Here is a 15753-nt window from a genome sequence, read left to right as displayed (position 1 = left end):
TGGGTTCAGAGTGCCGAGCGGGCCAAAGGAATGATTTCCGCAGGTCGGCCAGCCAGCGCATCGCTCACCTTCTCGACCAGTTGGGCGAGGGAGAAGGGCTTGTTGATTACATCATAGATTAGCGCATCAAGCCCGTGCGCGCGCTCGCGCTGGTCGGCAAAGCCGGTCATGAGTACGATCGTAAGGTCTGGATATGTGGCTCCGACGCTAAGGGCGAGCGAAATGCCGTCCATCACAGGCATCTTGATGTCGGAGACCAAGAGGTCGAACTGCCCGTCTTCCTCGGCGACAATTTCGAGTGCCAGACCGCCATCCGAGGCGTCCATCACGTCGTGACCGCTCATCTGCAGCGCGCGCACCACAAAGCTGCGGACGTTGTCATCATCTTCTGCCACAAGAATGCGGGCCATGGTGTATCTGTCTCCGATCGGGCTCGTGTCCTCGGGCCAGCGAATCCCTGGGCCAAGGCGAACCTGCAATATTCTGTCTCAAGCGCTCAACTGGCGCCTGCGTCGCCGACGGGCCTATTTCGACCCTCTACGAAGCTTAATCTCACGGCGGATACGCCTTGTGGCGGCCCGGTTAATTGTGCGTCGATCTCAAGTAGATCGCCTGGCAGTATTTCGCGGACCGATGGCGTTACAGTCCATTCGTAGAGTACCTGGCTCTCTGATCCCAAAAGACTGACAAGCACGGATGGGACGTAGGCTAGCCGATTCGTAATGTTGGAAATCTTAGCGGTGACGATCAGGACATTGTTTCCGTCACGCGTGGTTCCCAGAGTCTTAACGTCGGTAAAATCAAGTCCGACGACATTTGTTCCAAGTCCCACAAGACTATAGAGGCCATCGAGCTGAGGAACGGCGCGAACGATATCTGTTCTGAAGGCGATCGCGGACGCCAGGAGCCCGACCAGCGTGATCGCCGTCGCCATCCTGAAGAGGCGTCGTACGCGTGACATCGGCAGGGCCGCGATCATGCCACGGCGGCGCTTGGCGAGAGCTTCGGTCCTAGCGCGATGATGCCGCGCGTCGGTAGCACTCGATTGCGGGAGGTCCTGGTTGGCGGGCTCTTCGAGGGGCTCGGGCTGCTCGATATCGTTTTTCAGCGGCACAGTCTGATCGGCGCGCAAGAACGCATCGTCGAGACGATCTTCGTCAGCCTGGGTGAACAGCGTGTCGGAATCAGCGCGAAATACGAGCTCGTCGTCACTGGGTTCAGGGTCAGGAACGGGCGGTGCAGGAAAGCTCGGGGTGGCATACCAAAGCTCAGAACACGCCGCGCATTGCACCTGCCGTCCAGCCGCACTGAGGGCATCGGACGCCAGGCGATAGCGTGTCCGGCAGTTGGGGCAAGTGATGATCACGCTCTGGCCGCGGTCCTGTGGGCTGTTGTCGAGGGAAACACTAGGGGTGGCGGGTTAAAACTCTTGAAACACCGCCCCATTGCCGCCATGGCTGGGTGATCGCTGCTAGAGTGTTTTTGAGCCAAGTGATTCGCGAAAGGGGCGGGTTTGATCGCGTTCGACAATGTGGGGCTGCGCTATGGGCATGGTCCTGAAATTCTCAAAGATCTGACCTTCACGATCTCACCGGGTTCGTTTCATTTCCTGACCGGGCCGTCGGGCTCGGGCAAGACCTCGTTGTTGCGTCTTTTGCTTTTGTCACTCAAGCCGACCCGCGGATCGGTTTCGATGTTTGGCGAGGACGTGACGGCGCTCGACAGGGACCGGCTCCTGCAGATGCGCCGCCATATCGGCATCGTCTTTCAGGAATTTCGGCTGCTCGATCATTTGACGACGTTCGAAAATGTTGCCCTGCCGTTTCGGGTTCGTGGCCAGGCCGAAGCGAGCTATCGCTCCAACGTGGAAGAGCTCTTGGACTGGGTGGGACTAGGTGATCGGATGGATGCTCATCCTGCCGTTCTCTCGGGGGGCGAAAAGCAGCGCGCGGCGATCGCGCGGGCGGTCATCGCAAAACCCGACATCCTTCTGGCGGACGAACCGACGGGGAATGTGGACCCCGAATTGTCCGAGCGGTTGCTTCATCTGTTCGAGCAACTCAACAGAATGGGTACGACCATTATCCTTGCCACCCATGAACTGGCACTGCTCGAAAAATTCGATTATCCGCGCATGCTCTTGAACGATGGGGAGCTGACCTTCCATGAGTGAGGGCCTGAAATTGCGCTTTCCGCGGCCCAATCCGATTGTTCCGGCACAGTCGGTGGCGGGGCGGACTTTGATGCTGCTCATCGGCATCATGACGTTTTTATCCTGCGTTACATTCGGCGGCGTGTTGCTCGTGCAGAAGTCTGCCATGGGCTGGTCTGCCGATGTGGGACGTGAATTGACCATCCAGATCCGACCGCTCGACGGTGAGGTGATCGAATCGAACCTTCGGCTGGCCGTTTCCCTATCTGAAGCGGTTCCCGGGGTGGCGAGCGCGCGGGTGCTCACGATCGAAGAGAGCGAAGCGTTGCTTGAGCCCTGGCTCGGTGCCGGGCTGGACCTTTCCGACCTCACCATTCCACGACTAGTGATCGTGCAGTTGTCCGACCCCAATGCCGCTGACATCGTGCGACTGGAAAACGAAATCGCTGCAATCCCCGGTGCGACACTTGAAACGCATGCGGCGTGGCGGGTGCAACTCAACACCATGGCCGGAACGATCGTGGTGTCGGGTATCCTGGTCCTCGCGCTCATTCTTGTCGCCACCACGCTGGCCATTGTCTTTGCGACCCGCGGGACGATGTCCACCAACCGAGAAATCGTCGACGTGCTGCATTTCATCGGGGCGTCGAACCGGTTCATTGCAGGCGAGTTTCAGGGACGCTTTCTCTTGCTCGGGCTGAAGGGTGGCCTTGCAGGCGGAATCGCGGCGATCGTATTTTTCATCATCGCGGGAACGGCTATGAGCACGGTGGTTCCTGAAACCTCCAGCGCGCAACTTGGCGTGCTGTTCGGTCAGTTCGCGCTGGGCATCAGCGGGCTTTTGGGTATTGTGGGTGTCGTTCTGGTGATCGCAGGTTTGACCGCTGTCACCTCGCGGTTGACGGTGCGACGCTTCCTCACCCAAATATCCTAGCCCGGTCTGCGGACGGGTGGAGTAGATCATGATCGTTCAAGCCATCCGCTCGGCGGTTTTTTACGCCCTCTATTTCCTGCACACCATGCCGCTCGCCATCGTGATGGGGTTGATGGCCAAAATCGCGCCGCAGCTCAAGCCCATAGGCCGGGGGATCGCGCAGTACTGGGGCGACTCGAATTTATTCTTCCTGCGTTGGGTGGTGGGAATTCGTACCGTCGTGACGGGGCAGGAAAACATTCCCCAAGAGGGTTGCATCATTGGGGCCAAGCATCAGTCTGACTGGGATATTTTCGCGATATTGCCCTATGTGGACGAACCAGCCTTCATAGCGAAAAAAGAACTGCTCGATATTCCGTTCTTCGGATGGTGCGCACGCTGGATCAACACCGTTCCGGTCGACCGCAAGAAGGGCAAAGAGGCGATGCCGCTTATGCTCGAGCACGCGCGCGGATCGGTTGCGCAAGGCCATAAGGTCATCATTTTTCCCGAGGGAACCAGGAGGGCGCCACTTGACGTGCCGGCTTATCGGTCGGGCATCGTCAAACTCTATATGGCGCTCAATGTGCCGGTGGTTCCGGTTGCGCTGACGTCGGGGCTATATTGGGGGCGCAACAGCCCGGTTCTCTGGCCGGGTACGGCGCGGGCGAAATTTCTCGAGCCGATCCCACCGGGTCTGCCGGCGGAGGAATTTCAGCGGACGCTGATCGATCGGATCGAAACCGAAACCAACAAGATGATACTCGAGGATGCGCGCAAGGGGCTGGCACGCCCGATATCCCCGCGCCTTGGCGCGCGTCTTGCCGAGGTGGAAGCGGAACTGGCAGCGGCCGGCAAAACCGCCTGATATACGATAACTTGTATATCGCTGGACTCAGTGCACCATATATTGACACGAGGCGTGGTGAGTGGGACACTCGCCATATGCTCACGCTTGACGAGCGGTGCGTTTTGTTCTAATTTTGTTCTCGTGATCCGGAGGCATAATTCCGGGTGGTGAGAGGTCGGGTCCATCCGCTCGGGACTAATGTGATGATCGGTGACTGGAGAAGACTGACCGCTTTGTCGGGGGTAACTATGGACGGATCGGCGAGCATCAATCCCAAGGACGCAGGGGGAGCGTTGCTTTGGACCGGTCGATCTGGCCGTCGCTATCTCATGAGCCGTGTCGTGGAGGAACGCGCACGTATGGCTGCGGCGCAGTTCTATGCGCTTGTGGAGCACGGGGTAATCCGCTGGGCGGGTACGGCGGAAGATCTTATCGCTGATCCCATGTCGCGCCAACGCTTCCGCAAGGTCAGCGCCGGTGGTGCCCAAATGCTGTCTATGGCCGCTCCGGGCGAGCCACTTGCCATCATGACGCTGGCTTGGGATCTCGAAGGCACGCGCCAATATCCAGACCGCAACGCAGCTTAAGTCCGCTGGTTTTCCGCCGGGCGGTCGTGGCGGTAAATGACCACATCGAAGATATCGCCGTCCGCATCCAAGGTTTTTGCGTGATCGAAAATCATGCCTATCCGTTCCATTACGGCGATGGATCGCTGATTTGGGACGTCGGTGATCGAAATAATACGGTGCGCCTTTAGCGTCGCATAGCCGTAATCAAGCCAGGCAAAAGCTGCCTCTGTCGCAAACCCCTTGCCCCAGTATTGGGGGGCGAGACGCCAGCCCAGTTCGAGATCATCAGGATACCAATGTTCGAACGATAGCCCACACATGCCCAGGAATGCGCCGTCGGTCTGATGTGCGATAGCGATTTTGCCAAGGCGTGATTTTGACCAGGTCTGGTTGGCAAGGATCATCTGGCGTTCTGTTTCTGCGCGCGATATCGGCCCGCCGAGATAGCGCATGACGTCTGGATCTGCATTCATCGCGGCATATGGCTGAAGATCGGAGGCCCGGAATGGCCTCAGGATCAGGCGTCCGGTGATGAGGGTCGGTTCAGCAGCTTTGGGCAGCATCTGGTCCATCCCATCCATGTTCGTTCGGGTATCGGAGACGCAACGGTGCAAACTGTGTTTCTTTTACGCCTTCGATTTGCTAAGCGATTTTCGCGTGGTCCCGTAGCTCAGCAGGATAGAGCATCAGATTCCTAATCTGAGGGTCACTGGTTCGAATCCAGTCGGGATCACCATTTCCCCAAGGCCAAGAGGTATATCATGTCGACGTCCGCCCTGGCCAAATTGACCCGCGCTATAGAAGAACTCGAGCGAGCGCTGGCCGGCAATCGCTATGGGCCGGCCGAGCGATTGGCACTGAAATCCGAACTCGAGACCCAAATCCAGCGCATCGATGAGTTGCGGCAACGCATCTAGGTCTGATCTGACCCAGGCGGCGTCAAAAATCGTCCTTGGCCTTACGAACAGCGCCGAACACCTGCCATGCGGGCGCGTCCTCCAAGCCAAGTGCCTTGGCCAGCGAGGGCTCGTCCGCGCGCAGGAACGGGTTGGCTGCCAACTCGTCCGCCAACAAGACGGGGATCGTTGCTTCGCCGCGATCGATCTGCCGCTTCGCCTCATCCGCGCGCGCCTTGAGTGATGCGTTGTCCGGATCGACGGAGAGCGCGAATTTCGCATTCGCCAATGTGTATTCGTGGCCGCAATAAATCAGCGTTTGCGGATCGAGGGCCTTGAGCCGCTCAAGCCCTTCCCACATCGATTTATAATCGCCTTCAAACATTCTTCCCACGCCCAATGAAAACAACGCGTCGGCCGAGAAGAGTGTCTTGTCCGCCGCCGAATGGAAGGCGATATGACCGAGGGTGTGACCGGGCACGTCGATGACGTCAAAACGCGTCTCGCCGAACATCACGTGATCGCCACCAGCGACGAGCGTATCGAGGCCCTCGATCTTGTCGGCCTCGGCGCGAGGACCGGTGACATGCACGCTAGAACGCTGCTTAAGGGGGGCGATGGCATCGGTATGGTCGGCGTGGTGGTGGGTGATCAGGATATCGGTCAGCTCCCAGCCGCGGCGTTCGAGCTCCGCAAGGATCGGAGCTTCTTCGGGGGCGTCGATGGCGGCGACCCGACCCGAGGCCTCGTCTCGGATGAGGTAACCGAAATTGTCGCTCAGGGCTGGAAAGACGGCGATCTCGAGCGGCATGGGGCATATCCTTTTTTGGCAGGTGCGGGCAACCTAAGGGCAGGGCGCCCGGTGTGCAAGGTTTGACCTTGAGGCTCAAACCCCTCACATAGGAGACTGGTTGCAACGAACGGACGCTGGCCAATTCATGACCCCTGATGTCGACGGGCTGATCCAGTTCTACAAATCACCACTGGGGCGGCTAACGCGCGGCCTCGTGCGCGAACAGGTCAGCCAGTTGGCGGGCGACGTTACCGGCCTTCGCATTCTTGGGCTGGGTTTTGCCACGCCATATTTGCGCGGTGCGCTTAAGGGCGCTGAGAGGGTTCTCGCATTCATGCCCGCGCGGCAAGGGGCGTCGAGTTGGCCGCGAGAAGGGCCTTCGCACACCGTGCTCTGCGATCCGCTCGAAATGCCGCTCACCGATTCGGCTGTGGATCTGGTCATTGCCATTCACGGGTTCGAGCATGTTCTCGATGCCGAAGACCAGATGCGTGAGCTTTGGCGCATCTGCGCGCCCGGTGCACGCATCGTTCTTGTCGTGCCCCGGCGGCGCGGATTGTGGGCCGGACTGGACAACAATCCCTTCGGGTTCGGGCAGCCCTATTCGCGCAGCCAGATGGACACGCTGCTGCGCAATCATTCCTTTACGCCAGAGGAGTGGCGCGACTGCCTTTACCTTCCACCATTCAATTCCCAACTGGTCTTGCGGTCTGCAAAGATGTTCGAAAAGGGCGGACGGGTTTTCGGTCCCACTTTGGCGGGCGTCATGTGTGTGCGGGCGAAAAAGGAGCAATTCCCTGCCATTGCTCGACGCAGGCGCGTGGAAAAGACCCATGCCAGCCCAGAACTCAGCCCACAAACGGCGCGGCTGATTTCATAATCAGAAAAACGGAAAGCCCTCGTTGTCGGCGTCCGTTTGTCGAAACCATCCGCCCACTATGTCGCGGTATGTCCCTTGGCGAGACAGGCGCTCGGTCAGAGCCGCCAGTTCGTCTTCGGTCCAGCCCGGAGGCTGGGTGATTTCGATCCACGCCTTGAGATAGTGTTGCGGGGCATAGACGTGGCCGTAACCGATGGGGGATGTCTGGGCGAGAACCAGATCGAAGGCGAGTTGGAGGAAGGTGACGACCGGATACCAAGTAAGCGCCGGCGAGACATCGGGCGCACGCGGGCTTTCGAGCCAAGCGGGGCGGCGATAGAGGATGTCGGGGTCGAAAAATACTACCGGGTCGCTGCCGTATTGCAGATAGAACAGCCGAAGCGGTCCCCAGCGGCGTCCCGCGCTTTCCAGCCCTTCATATTGATTGGCATAGCGCACGATCGAAGCATCGCCAACTTCGGGTAGCCATGCGGGACTTTCGGGGTTGCGGGCTCCGGTGACGTCGCGCCAGATCTGGCTGGCGAAGGGCGGCCCGACCCAGAGCGCGCCGTCGATGGGGTTGGAGAGGATATCAAAGAGATTAATCGAGGCCTGCGAACTGTATGCGCCAAGGCTGAGCCCGTGGAGATAGAGCTCCGGGCGATCTGCGGGCGGTAAGCTGTTCCAATGGGCAAAGACCGTGTCGAACAGCGCGCGAGCGGCTTCCACACCCACATTGGGTTCGGTCACAAGCGAGAGCCAGCTTGTGAGGTAGGAATATTGCATGGCAACGCTCGCGACGTCGCCGCCATAGAGAAATTCCAGCGTATCGATAGCCGGAGGTTGCACCCAACCCGTGCCGACGGGCATGATGATCACAATAGCCGAGCGCTCGAAGGCACCTATCCGGATCATTTCATCGAGGGCAAGCTGGGCACGTTCTGAGATGGTCGGGGCTGATCGCAGGCCGACATAGACCCGTAACGGCGTTTCGGCCTGGCGGTTGGTGATTTCCTCTATTTCCCGCGCGGTCGGACCCGATTGGACATAGACGCGGGCATCGAGGCCGATCGTGTTCCAATCGATGAGCGAGGCAGCGCTACCCGAGCGCAAGGGATCCCGGGGCTGTTCCTCACAAGCGCCGGCCAGAGTGTCGAGGTTGGCATAGAACCGGTCCGCGGCAGCAAAGGCCCAGCGCCCCAGAACACCGTTGACGGTGATGTTGGTCAGGACCATCACGACCACAATGCCGCCCACCAGCGCCACGCGGGGTGGAATAATGTAGCGCAGCCAACCGGAGACGAGTCGCACGCCGGAGACGATCAGCGTGCCGAGCAAGATGAGGACGACGGCCGGCACGACGGCAATTGCCACAACATAGATGGGTTGATTGGTTTCGACGGCGGGCATGGCCATGACCGCGCGGATGGAATTTTGCCATCCCGTCGAAAGCCAGAGACAGATAAACGCGAACCCCACTGCAATTAGAATCATGGTCCAGTGGGCATACCAGGCCCAGCGGCGACGCGGCGGCCTCAGGCCCATGAAATTCCAAAGCCACTCGAAAAAGACCCCAATGCCATAGCCGGCGGCAAAGACGCAGCCCGACAATATGCCTTGGATCACGAACTGGCGCGGGATCAGCGATGGCGTCAGGGACAGCGCGAAAAAGACGAGACCCAGAAACAGCCCACCGGCAGGCAGGCGGTAGATTGCGGCCAAAACGGTGCGCGCTGGGCGCCAATTAGCCTTCACTGCACAGCCTCAAAGGCGACGTTCGCCAGGTGATAAGCGCCCCAGATGGCAAGGCCGGCAATCCCCAGCCCGATCAAGGCCACCACAATTCCAACCATAATGGCGAGAGCATCGCGGTTTATCCAACCCAGACACAAAATACAGATGCCGACATTGGGCACGGCGTTGATAAAGGGGATCGGCAGCATCATGGGCAGGCTGACCGCGATGATAAAAAGGCCAAGAAATGGCCGAAGCGCCGGCGCAGACATCATGGTCAGGCGCGGGCGGGACAGCTTACCCACAAACCGCGCGATCCGCGCAAACAGATCTGTTACGCGCATGAGGGCCTTGACCGGCAGGCGACGCTGGCCGACCCATCCGGGCAGCACCAGTGGAGCGTCGGCAATCATCGCGATCGCAAACCCAATGATGGCGATGGCGATCGTGCCGCCGTATCCCGGAGGGCCTGGCACCATGTTGAGGACGGAAAAAAACAAAATCACCAGTATATGAGAGCTGGTGCCGAGCGCCGCGATGAGCTGATTGACGGTAAAGCGTGCCTGTTCTTCGGCGTGAGACGCTTCTAGTGCTCTGAGCAGGACACCGATCTGAACCTCCACGTGGGTGGGACCGCGTGCGGTCGAAGTCATACGGGCGATGTCCTGAGTTTGTTCTGGCGTGAAGAGTGATCATGCAGGGATGGGCGCTCGCGATCAACCACCAGCCGCGCGCCGGAGCCAATTGCCTTGGCTCAAAGCTTTCACTATGGTCCGCCCGTCCCGTAAAGCGGGCGATTTTCAGTCCTATTCAAGTGAACGCCATGACCGAAAGACCAGTGCCGCAGAAGGGCATTCTCAATATCGCGCCCTATGTACCGGGCCGGTCGAGCGCACCTGGGAAAAAGGCTGCCGAAAACATAAAACTCTCGGCCAATGAGTCTCCATTGGGCGCTAGTCCCAAGGCCATAGAAGCGGTCAGGGCGGCGGCGGAAAAGCTTGAAATCTATCCCGAGGGCTCTTCGCGCGAACTGCGGCAGGCGCTCGGCGAGGTGCATGGTATCGACCCGGAGCGGATCGTTGTGGGCGCGGGCTCGGACGAAGTTCTGCATCTTCTGGCGCAGACCTATATCGGGGATGGCGACGAAGCCGTGATGAGCCAGTATGGCTTTATGGTCTATCCCATCGTCACGCAGGCCGCGGGTGGAACGCCGGTCATTGCGCCCGAAACGGATTATCGTGCCGATGTCGACGCCCTGCTTGCGGCGGTGACCGAGAAGACGCGGATCGTTTTCCTGGCCAATCCCAATAACCCCACGGGCACCTACCTGTCAGCTGACGAGTTGGACCGGTTGCATGCGGGATTGCCGTCTAATGTGCTGCTGGTAATCGATTCCGCCTACGCCGAATATGTGACGGCCGCCGACTATGGTGTTGGCATCTCGCTCGTCGAGCGTGCCGATAACGTCGTGATGGTCCGCACATTTTCCAAGATGGGTCTGGCCGCAGCGCGAGTTGGGTGGCTTTACGGACCTGAACATCTCGTTGATGCGGTCAATCGCATTCGCGGGCCGTTCAACGTATCGGTCCTGGGGCAAGTTGCGGCAACCGCGGCGGTGCGTGATCTGGCCTTCACTAAAGCCCTGCGCGCGCACAACGGCCAATGGCGCGACTGGCTCACTGCGAAGATCGCTTCCAACCGTCTGCGCGTACTGCCAAGCCAAGGGAATTTTATCCTCGTGCTCTTTCCCGAAACACCCGGTCAGACGGCCAGCGACGCCAATGCCGCGCTTTTGGAGCGCGGGCTCGTGGTGCGCGAAATGGGCGGGTATGGAATTTCCAACGGGTTACGTATTTCCATCGGCAGCGAAGATGCGATGCGCGCGGTCGCCGATTGCCTCCAGACATTTATGGACGAACAATGATCGAAAAACTCGCTCTCATTGGTATTGGCCTGATCGGGTCGTCGATCGCGCGCGGAGCGCGTCGGGCGGGGTTGGCCAAGACCATTGCCATCGCTACGCGACGCCAGGAGACGCTAGACGAGGCCGAAAGGCTGGGGTTGGGTGACCAGTATTTCACGAGTGCCGCTGACGCTGTGCGCGATGCTGATCTGGTGATCCTGTGCGCACCGGTGGGGGCTTACGAAGCCTTAGCGAAAGATATCTCAGGCTCGCTCAAGCCCGGTGCGATTCTCTCGGACGTGGGCTCGGTTAAAAAGCATGTGGTCGATGTCGTCTCGCCTTATGTTCCAGCGGGTGTCCATTTTATCCCGGGGCACCCTCTTGCAGGTACCGAGCATTCGGGACCCTCGGCGGGGTTCGCCGATCTCTTCGAAAACCGCTGGTGCGTTCTAACGCCGGTCGAGGGCGCCAGTTCAGACGCGATCGCGATGCTTACCGCGTTCTGGAAGGGTCTGGGGTCCGACGTCGAAACCATGAGCCCCGAACACCATGATCTCGTTCTTGCGATCACGAGCCATGTGCCGCACCTTGTAGCCTACAATATCGTGGGGACGGTTGCCGATCTCGAAGAGCACACGCAGTCGGAGGTGATCAAGTTCTCGGCCTCGGGATTTCGCGATTTCACACGTATCGCGGCATCCGATCCGGTCATGTGGCGTGACGTGTTCTTGACCAATCGCGAGGCGGTTCTGGAAATGCTGGGCCGATTTCTCGAGGATTTGAGCGTCTTGCAACGGGCCGTGCGGATTGGCGATGGTGATGCGCTGGAGACGTTGTTTACGCGCACCCGCACCATTCGCCGCTCGATCATTGCTGCGGGCCAGGAGACAGCAGCGCCCGACTTCGGCCGCCCGCACGGCGATGGCAAAGCTTCAGAATAGCGGCGGCAGGCTGGCGATTGGCAGGATGCCGACGATGACGGTTCCGTTGGTGATCGTCAGATTCTGACGCGAGACGCCGGTGTCGTCCGGGCTGCCAAGAACGATCTGCGCGACCGCGGGGTCTCCGACGATGGCGGCGATGCGGTCTGAGATGCCGCGCGATACGACTGCAAGATTGCCGTTCAGGAGGCCAGTTTCAGCCAGGCTGACTTCTCCCTCTGCCGAAAGGCTGAGCCCTTCTGCGGTGAGGTCCAGGCCGCGCAGCGAGAAACGACCGTCATACGCCTGCCAGTAGGCGACGAGATCCGGGTCGCCCCAAAGGGTAGGGTCGGGGACGCCAGTTAGCTGTCCATCAATAGCCAACGCACCTTGGGCAATATCATTGGGCTGGCTCGTCACATTTTCGAGCATGGCATAAAAATCATAGATCATGCCCGTACCAGGCGCAGGCTCGGCTGGCGTGGCATCAACAAGATGGATTTCGCCGCGGCTTGCTGTGCCCAACTCGGTTTCGGCCATCAGAACATCGCGATAGACCAGATCGTCGGCGACAACTGAGAACCGTTCAATGGCGCTCCCGGCCAACCGCAGACTGGCGTGGAGGTTCGACCAGTCGATTTCCTGGGCCGCTCCCGTGAAAGCGTCGGTGACACGAGCCGGGCCCGTTGCGACGGCCTGGATATGAAATGGGCGATAAAAGAGCGCCGTGCCCCGCACATCGGGGATCGATATGGTCGTATCGGCTGCCGTGATCTGCGCGCCCTGACAGCGCGGCGAAAACGAGAACGGAGCGCCCCCGACATCGAGGCTTTCGCATGTGAGCCGCGGCTGGGAAATTCCATCGGCTTGCGCCAGATAGGCAATTTCAGTGCGGACTTGCCCGGCGATGTAGAACCAGCCTGCCATCCATAAAACGGAGATGGCGAGGACGATGACGATCATGATGACGAAGCGCTTCATGATGCCCTTCATAGAGTGTTCGTTCGCTGGCGTCATGGGGCAATTTCGCGCGTTATGAGATGGAGCGCCGAGGCCTTGCGGGCGCTGCGTAGCCATGGCATCGAAGTGGCATGTCCAGTTCTCCCGACTCGTCGACACAATGGGTTTTTGGATACGGCTCGCTGATCTGGCGTCCGGGTTTCGCGTTCGTGACGGCTGAGCGCGCGCTGTTGCGTGGGGTCCATCGCCGTCTGTGCATCTATTCGCACCGTCATCGCGGTACAGCCGAGCGCCCAGGGCTCGTCTTCGGGCTCGAACGCGGTGGGGCCTGTGTAGGGATGGCCTTTGAGGTGGCAGCCGACGATTGGAGCGCAGTGCGTGAATATCTACGCGAGCGCGAGCAGGTGACCGGCGTTTATCTCGAAACTCGGCGGCCCATTCGCCTCGCCTCGGGTCAGACCGTTCCTGCGCTGACCTTCGTCGCCGATCCGCATCACAGCCAATATGCAGGCCGGTTAAGTCTTGAAGAGCAATTTGCCCTGGTAAATGGCGCCGTGGGGCAGGCTGGCCCCAATATCGACTATGTGATCAATACCGCCGATCATTTGCGGGACATCGGTATCGCCGATCGCCAGGTTCAGGCACTCGCGGAGATGATCCGGACACATCAGGGCGCGATTTGACCGCCGCGCATAAATGCCACACAGCGCGACCGCAACGCCTGCCATGGGACAAACTTGATGATTTTCGCCGCAATTGCGTGCACACTCGATTAAAATCGAATCCGGTGCATCGCGGGGGAATGCGACGGGTCCGGTCAATGGGGTTGCCGGATCAACCGGCTACGCTTTGAGGCCAAATTTGCTCAAACGGTTGCTCGTGACGTCATTTCTCTTGGCTATGCCGGGTGTACATCCAGCTTTCTCCCAGACGTGCGAGACCCTGCAAGCGGGGCCGTCAGGTCGCGTTGTTGCCATTTCCGATGGCGATACACTTGACCTCGATACGGGGCTGACGGTTCGGCTGGTGGGCATTCAGGCGCCAAAATTGCCTCTGGGTCGTGAAGGGTTCGAAGCTTGGCCGTTGGGCGACGAGGCCAAGGCCTTGATCACTGAATTGACGCTTGGCGAATCCGTATCGCTATACTATGGCGGCGAAAGTCGCGACCGTCATGGACGCGCGCTTGCCCATATGCTCGTCGATGGAGACGCTGGCCAGGTGTGGGTGCAGGAAGAGATGCTGCGGGCTGGTCTGGCTCGCGTTTATTCGTTTCCTGACAACCGCTCATGCCTTGAATATCTCTTGGCTGCCGAGGGGCAGGGGCGGGTCGAGCGGCGTGGAATCTGGCGCGATCCCTATTACGCTATCCGCGATGCCGCCGACCCGGATTCCATTCTCGAGCGAGATGGGGGATATGAGTTGGTTGAAGGGCGCGTTCTCAATGCCGACCGCGTCGGCAGCCGCGTTTACCTCAATTTCGGGCGGTACTGGAAGGAAGATTTCACTGTGGTCATTGAAACCCCCGGCCTGCGCGTGTTCGAACAGGCGGGAATTGATCCGTTGAGCTTTGACAATGCCGTGATTCGCGTGCGCGGATGGATCGACACCCTTGACGGACCGCGTATGCTCGTCACACATCCCGAGCAAATCGAGGTGTTGGCCCGCCCATGACCGAAAAGCGATTCTCCCGCCGAAGTTTTCTTGCCGGTACGAGCCTCTTGCTCATGGCCGGGGTTTCCGGCTGCTCGGGCCTGATCGGCGGTTCGGATATCGCGACGCGCCGGACGTCGGGTTCGGCGCCCGCTGTGCCTGCGGGCACGGATCCGGAAGATTCGGTAATCGGCCTGCGCGAGCACCCGCGCATCATCGCCAGCTATGGCGGGGTTTACGAGCACCGCGCCACCGAATTGATGCTGGCGCGCATGGTCTCGAAGCTGCTCGCCGCCGCCGGTCAGCCTTCGACGCAGTTCACAATCACCATTCTCGATTCGAGCGAAGTGAACGCCTTTGCGCTCCCGGGTGGGTTTATCTATGTGACGCGCGGCATTCTGGCGCTGGCCAGTGACATGAGCGAACTGGCCGCCGTCATCGCCCACGAAATCGCCCACGTGACGCTGCGTCACGCGCGCGAACGCTCGGCCCGTGTGCGGCAGACCGAAATCGTCGACCGCGTGATCACTACCGTCCTGGGCGGGGTGATCGACGCCAACGCCAATGCAGAGCGGTCGGCCCAAAACCTAGCTGCATTTTCGCAGAACCAGGAATTGGAGGCGGATCGGGAAGGCATCAAGATCGCGGCGCGCGCCGGTTACGATCCGCATGCGGCAGCACGCTTTTTGACCGCCATGGGCCGGTTCGCCCAATTCGTAAGGGCGAGCGAAACCGGCGAGGATTTCCTCTCCTCGCACCCCTCGACGCCCGATCGCATCCAGCGTGCGATCAACGAAGCGCGCAATTATGGCCAACCGGGGCAAGGGGTCACGGACCGTCAGGGCTATCTCAGTGCGATCAATGGGATCGATTTCGGCGATTCGACGCGTCAGGGCGCAATTGTCGGTCAGCGTTATATCAGCCCCGAACACAGGCTGACCTTCGCGGTACCTGCTGGCTACGCGCTTCAGATGTCCAACACTGCCGTCGTAGCTGTCGCCGGCGATGGGGCGGCCCTGCGGTTCGATAGTGCGTCGTTGTCGCAGGGAACGCAGCTTGTCGACTATTTGCGCTCCGGCTGGATCGCCGGACTGCAGCCCGAATCCATCACCACACGCACGGTCAACGGTATTGAGACCGCATCGGGCATGGCGCAGACCGACCAGTGGTACTTCCACGTCTCCGTCGCGCGGATCGATGGCAATGTGTTCCGCTTCATTTTCGCTGGTAAGGAAAACTCGACGGCATTTGCGGAAGCAGCCGCAGAGACGCTGACCAGCCTGCGTCGCACGCAACAGACAGATCTGGCGGCCATCCGCACGATCAAGCTCGGCCTAGCAAATGCTACCGCCGGTCAGACCTCAGACCAACTGGCTCAGCAGATGGGGCAGCTCAATCGCGGCAGAGAGCTGTTTTTCGTGCTCAACAACCTTCTGCCGGGTGACCCCGTCGAGGCGGGCATGCCCTACAAGATTGTCCGGGTGCAATAGACCGCCCAAAGAAAAAGAGCCGGTCGATAGACCGGCTCTTTTCAATCTCGCTCCGTAGAACCGC

At 59.9% G+C, this 15753-nt stretch carries 18 protein-coding genes and 1 tRNA gene; 12 read left to right on the top strand and 7 right to left on the bottom strand.

Annotated elements, in window-relative coordinates:
• Positions 1-5: 5 nt before the first annotated feature.
• A complete protein-coding gene (locus BLR31_RS00350; protein WP_090589508.1) occupies positions 6-410 on the bottom strand; it encodes a response regulator in 405 nt (134 codons plus the stop codon).
• Between the two features lie 86 nt (positions 411-496).
• On the bottom strand, positions 497-1366 hold the full coding sequence (locus tag BLR31_RS00345) for a zinc-ribbon domain-containing protein (protein WP_090589504.1): 870 nt from the start codon (positions 1364-1366) through the stop codon (positions 497-499).
• 147 nt (positions 1367-1513) lie between these two features.
• On the opposite strand from BLR31_RS00345, the gene ftsE reads away from it, so the two are divergent.
• The 4 genes from ftsE (at position 1514) to BLR31_RS00325 (ending at position 4502) form a co-directional block, all read left to right on the top strand.
• Complete coding sequence (gene ftsE, locus BLR31_RS00340; protein ID WP_090589501.1) at positions 1514-2173, top strand: cell division ATP-binding protein FtsE; 660 nt, start codon at positions 1514-1516, stop codon at positions 2171-2173.
• The gene (locus tag BLR31_RS00335) at positions 2166-3086 is read left to right on the top strand and encodes a cell division protein FtsX (RefSeq protein ID WP_090589497.1); all 921 of its coding nucleotides are present in this window, start codon (positions 2166-2168) and stop codon (positions 3084-3086) included. The genes ftsE and BLR31_RS00335 overlap by 8 nt, the downstream gene beginning before the upstream one ends.
• Before the next feature lie 28 nt (positions 3087-3114).
• Positions 3115-3933: a lysophospholipid acyltransferase family protein gene (locus BLR31_RS00330; RefSeq protein WP_090589493.1), complete on the top strand. Its 819-nt coding sequence runs from the start codon at positions 3115-3117 to the stop codon at positions 3931-3933.
• 230 nt (positions 3934-4163) lie between these two features.
• Entirely contained in the window at positions 4164-4502 is a 339-nt protein-coding gene (locus BLR31_RS00325; protein WP_090589489.1) for a hypothetical protein, read from the top strand.
• Here BLR31_RS00325 and BLR31_RS00320 read toward each other — a convergent pair.
• Positions 4499-5047, bottom strand: a complete 549-nt coding sequence (locus BLR31_RS00320) for a GNAT family N-acetyltransferase (RefSeq protein WP_090591900.1) — start codon at positions 5045-5047, stop codon at positions 4499-4501. The genes BLR31_RS00325 and BLR31_RS00320 overlap by 4 nt on opposite strands.
• Positions 5048-5143: 96 nt before the next feature.
• On the opposite strand from BLR31_RS00320, the gene BLR31_RS00315 reads away from it, so the two are divergent.
• Both BLR31_RS00315 and BLR31_RS21500 read left to right on the top strand, forming a co-directional pair.
• Positions 5144-5220 (top strand) — tRNA-Arg (locus tag BLR31_RS00315).
• A gap of 25 nt (positions 5221-5245) precedes the next feature.
• Positions 5246-5401, top strand: a complete 156-nt coding sequence (locus tag BLR31_RS21500) for a hypothetical protein (protein ID WP_176762434.1) — start codon at positions 5246-5248, stop codon at positions 5399-5401.
• A 22-nt stretch (positions 5402-5423) separates the two neighbouring features.
• On the opposite strand, the gene gloB is transcribed toward BLR31_RS21500, so the two are convergent.
• Positions 5424-6191, bottom strand: a complete 768-nt coding sequence (gloB, locus tag BLR31_RS00310) for a hydroxyacylglutathione hydrolase (protein WP_090589485.1) — start codon at positions 6189-6191, stop codon at positions 5424-5426.
• Between the two features lie 127 nt (positions 6192-6318).
• Between gloB and BLR31_RS00305 the strand changes: the two genes are divergently transcribed.
• Positions 6319-7053 carry a class I SAM-dependent methyltransferase gene (locus BLR31_RS00305; protein WP_090589481.1) on the top strand — a complete coding sequence of 245 codons (735 nt, stop codon included), beginning with the start codon at positions 6319-6321 and terminating at the stop codon, positions 7051-7053.
• On the opposite strand, the gene BLR31_RS00300 is transcribed toward BLR31_RS00305, so the two are convergent.
• Both BLR31_RS00300 and BLR31_RS00295 read right to left on the bottom strand, forming a co-directional pair.
• On the bottom strand, positions 7054-8787 hold the full coding sequence (locus BLR31_RS00300) for an alpha/beta hydrolase (protein ID WP_090589478.1): 1734 nt from the start codon (positions 8785-8787) through the stop codon (positions 7054-7056).
• Positions 8784-9419 carry an exopolysaccharide biosynthesis protein gene (locus BLR31_RS00295; RefSeq protein ID WP_090589474.1) on the bottom strand — a complete coding sequence of 212 codons (636 nt, stop codon included), beginning with the start codon at positions 9417-9419 and terminating at the stop codon, positions 8784-8786. The genes BLR31_RS00300 and BLR31_RS00295 overlap by 4 nt, the downstream gene beginning before the upstream one ends.
• Before the next feature lie 170 nt (positions 9420-9589).
• On the opposite strand from BLR31_RS00295, the gene hisC reads away from it, so the two are divergent.
• Both hisC and BLR31_RS00285 read left to right on the top strand, forming a co-directional pair.
• The gene (gene hisC / locus BLR31_RS00290) at positions 9590-10690 is read left to right on the top strand and encodes a histidinol-phosphate transaminase (protein WP_090589470.1); all 1101 of its coding nucleotides are present in this window, start codon (positions 9590-9592) and stop codon (positions 10688-10690) included.
• Positions 10687-11610: a prephenate/arogenate dehydrogenase family protein gene (locus BLR31_RS00285; RefSeq protein ID WP_090589466.1), complete on the top strand. Its 924-nt coding sequence runs from the start codon at positions 10687-10689 to the stop codon at positions 11608-11610. Before hisC ends, BLR31_RS00285 begins: the two co-directional genes overlap by 4 nt.
• Here the strand turns inward: BLR31_RS00285 and BLR31_RS00280 are convergent.
• Entirely contained in the window at positions 11602-12570 is a 969-nt protein-coding gene (locus BLR31_RS00280) for a DUF2125 domain-containing protein (RefSeq protein WP_176762433.1), read from the bottom strand. The genes BLR31_RS00285 and BLR31_RS00280 overlap by 9 nt on opposite strands.
• Before the next feature lie 110 nt (positions 12571-12680).
• Here BLR31_RS00280 and BLR31_RS00275 point away from each other — a divergent pair, with 110 nt between their 5' ends.
• The 3 genes from BLR31_RS00275 (at position 12681) to BLR31_RS00265 (ending at position 15689) form a co-directional block, all read left to right on the top strand.
• A complete protein-coding gene (locus tag BLR31_RS00275; RefSeq protein WP_090589459.1) occupies positions 12681-13232 on the top strand; it encodes a gamma-glutamylcyclotransferase in 552 nt (183 codons plus the stop codon).
• Positions 13233-13410: 178 nt separating this feature from the next.
• On the top strand, positions 13411-14220 hold the full coding sequence (locus BLR31_RS00270) for a thermonuclease family protein (protein WP_244504904.1): 810 nt from the start codon (positions 13411-13413) through the stop codon (positions 14218-14220).
• A complete protein-coding gene (locus tag BLR31_RS00265; protein ID WP_090589456.1) occupies positions 14217-15689 on the top strand; it encodes a M48 family metalloprotease in 1473 nt (490 codons plus the stop codon). The genes BLR31_RS00270 and BLR31_RS00265 overlap by 4 nt, the downstream gene beginning before the upstream one ends.
• The last annotated feature ends 64 nt before the right edge of the window (positions 15690-15753 follow it).

The organism is Pelagibacterium luteolum (assembly GCF_900100665.1).
In the GTDB taxonomy this organism is placed as follows: Bacteria; Pseudomonadota; Alphaproteobacteria; order Rhizobiales; family Devosiaceae; genus Pelagibacterium; species Pelagibacterium luteolum.
This window is presented reverse-complemented; position numbering and strand designations above follow the sequence as displayed.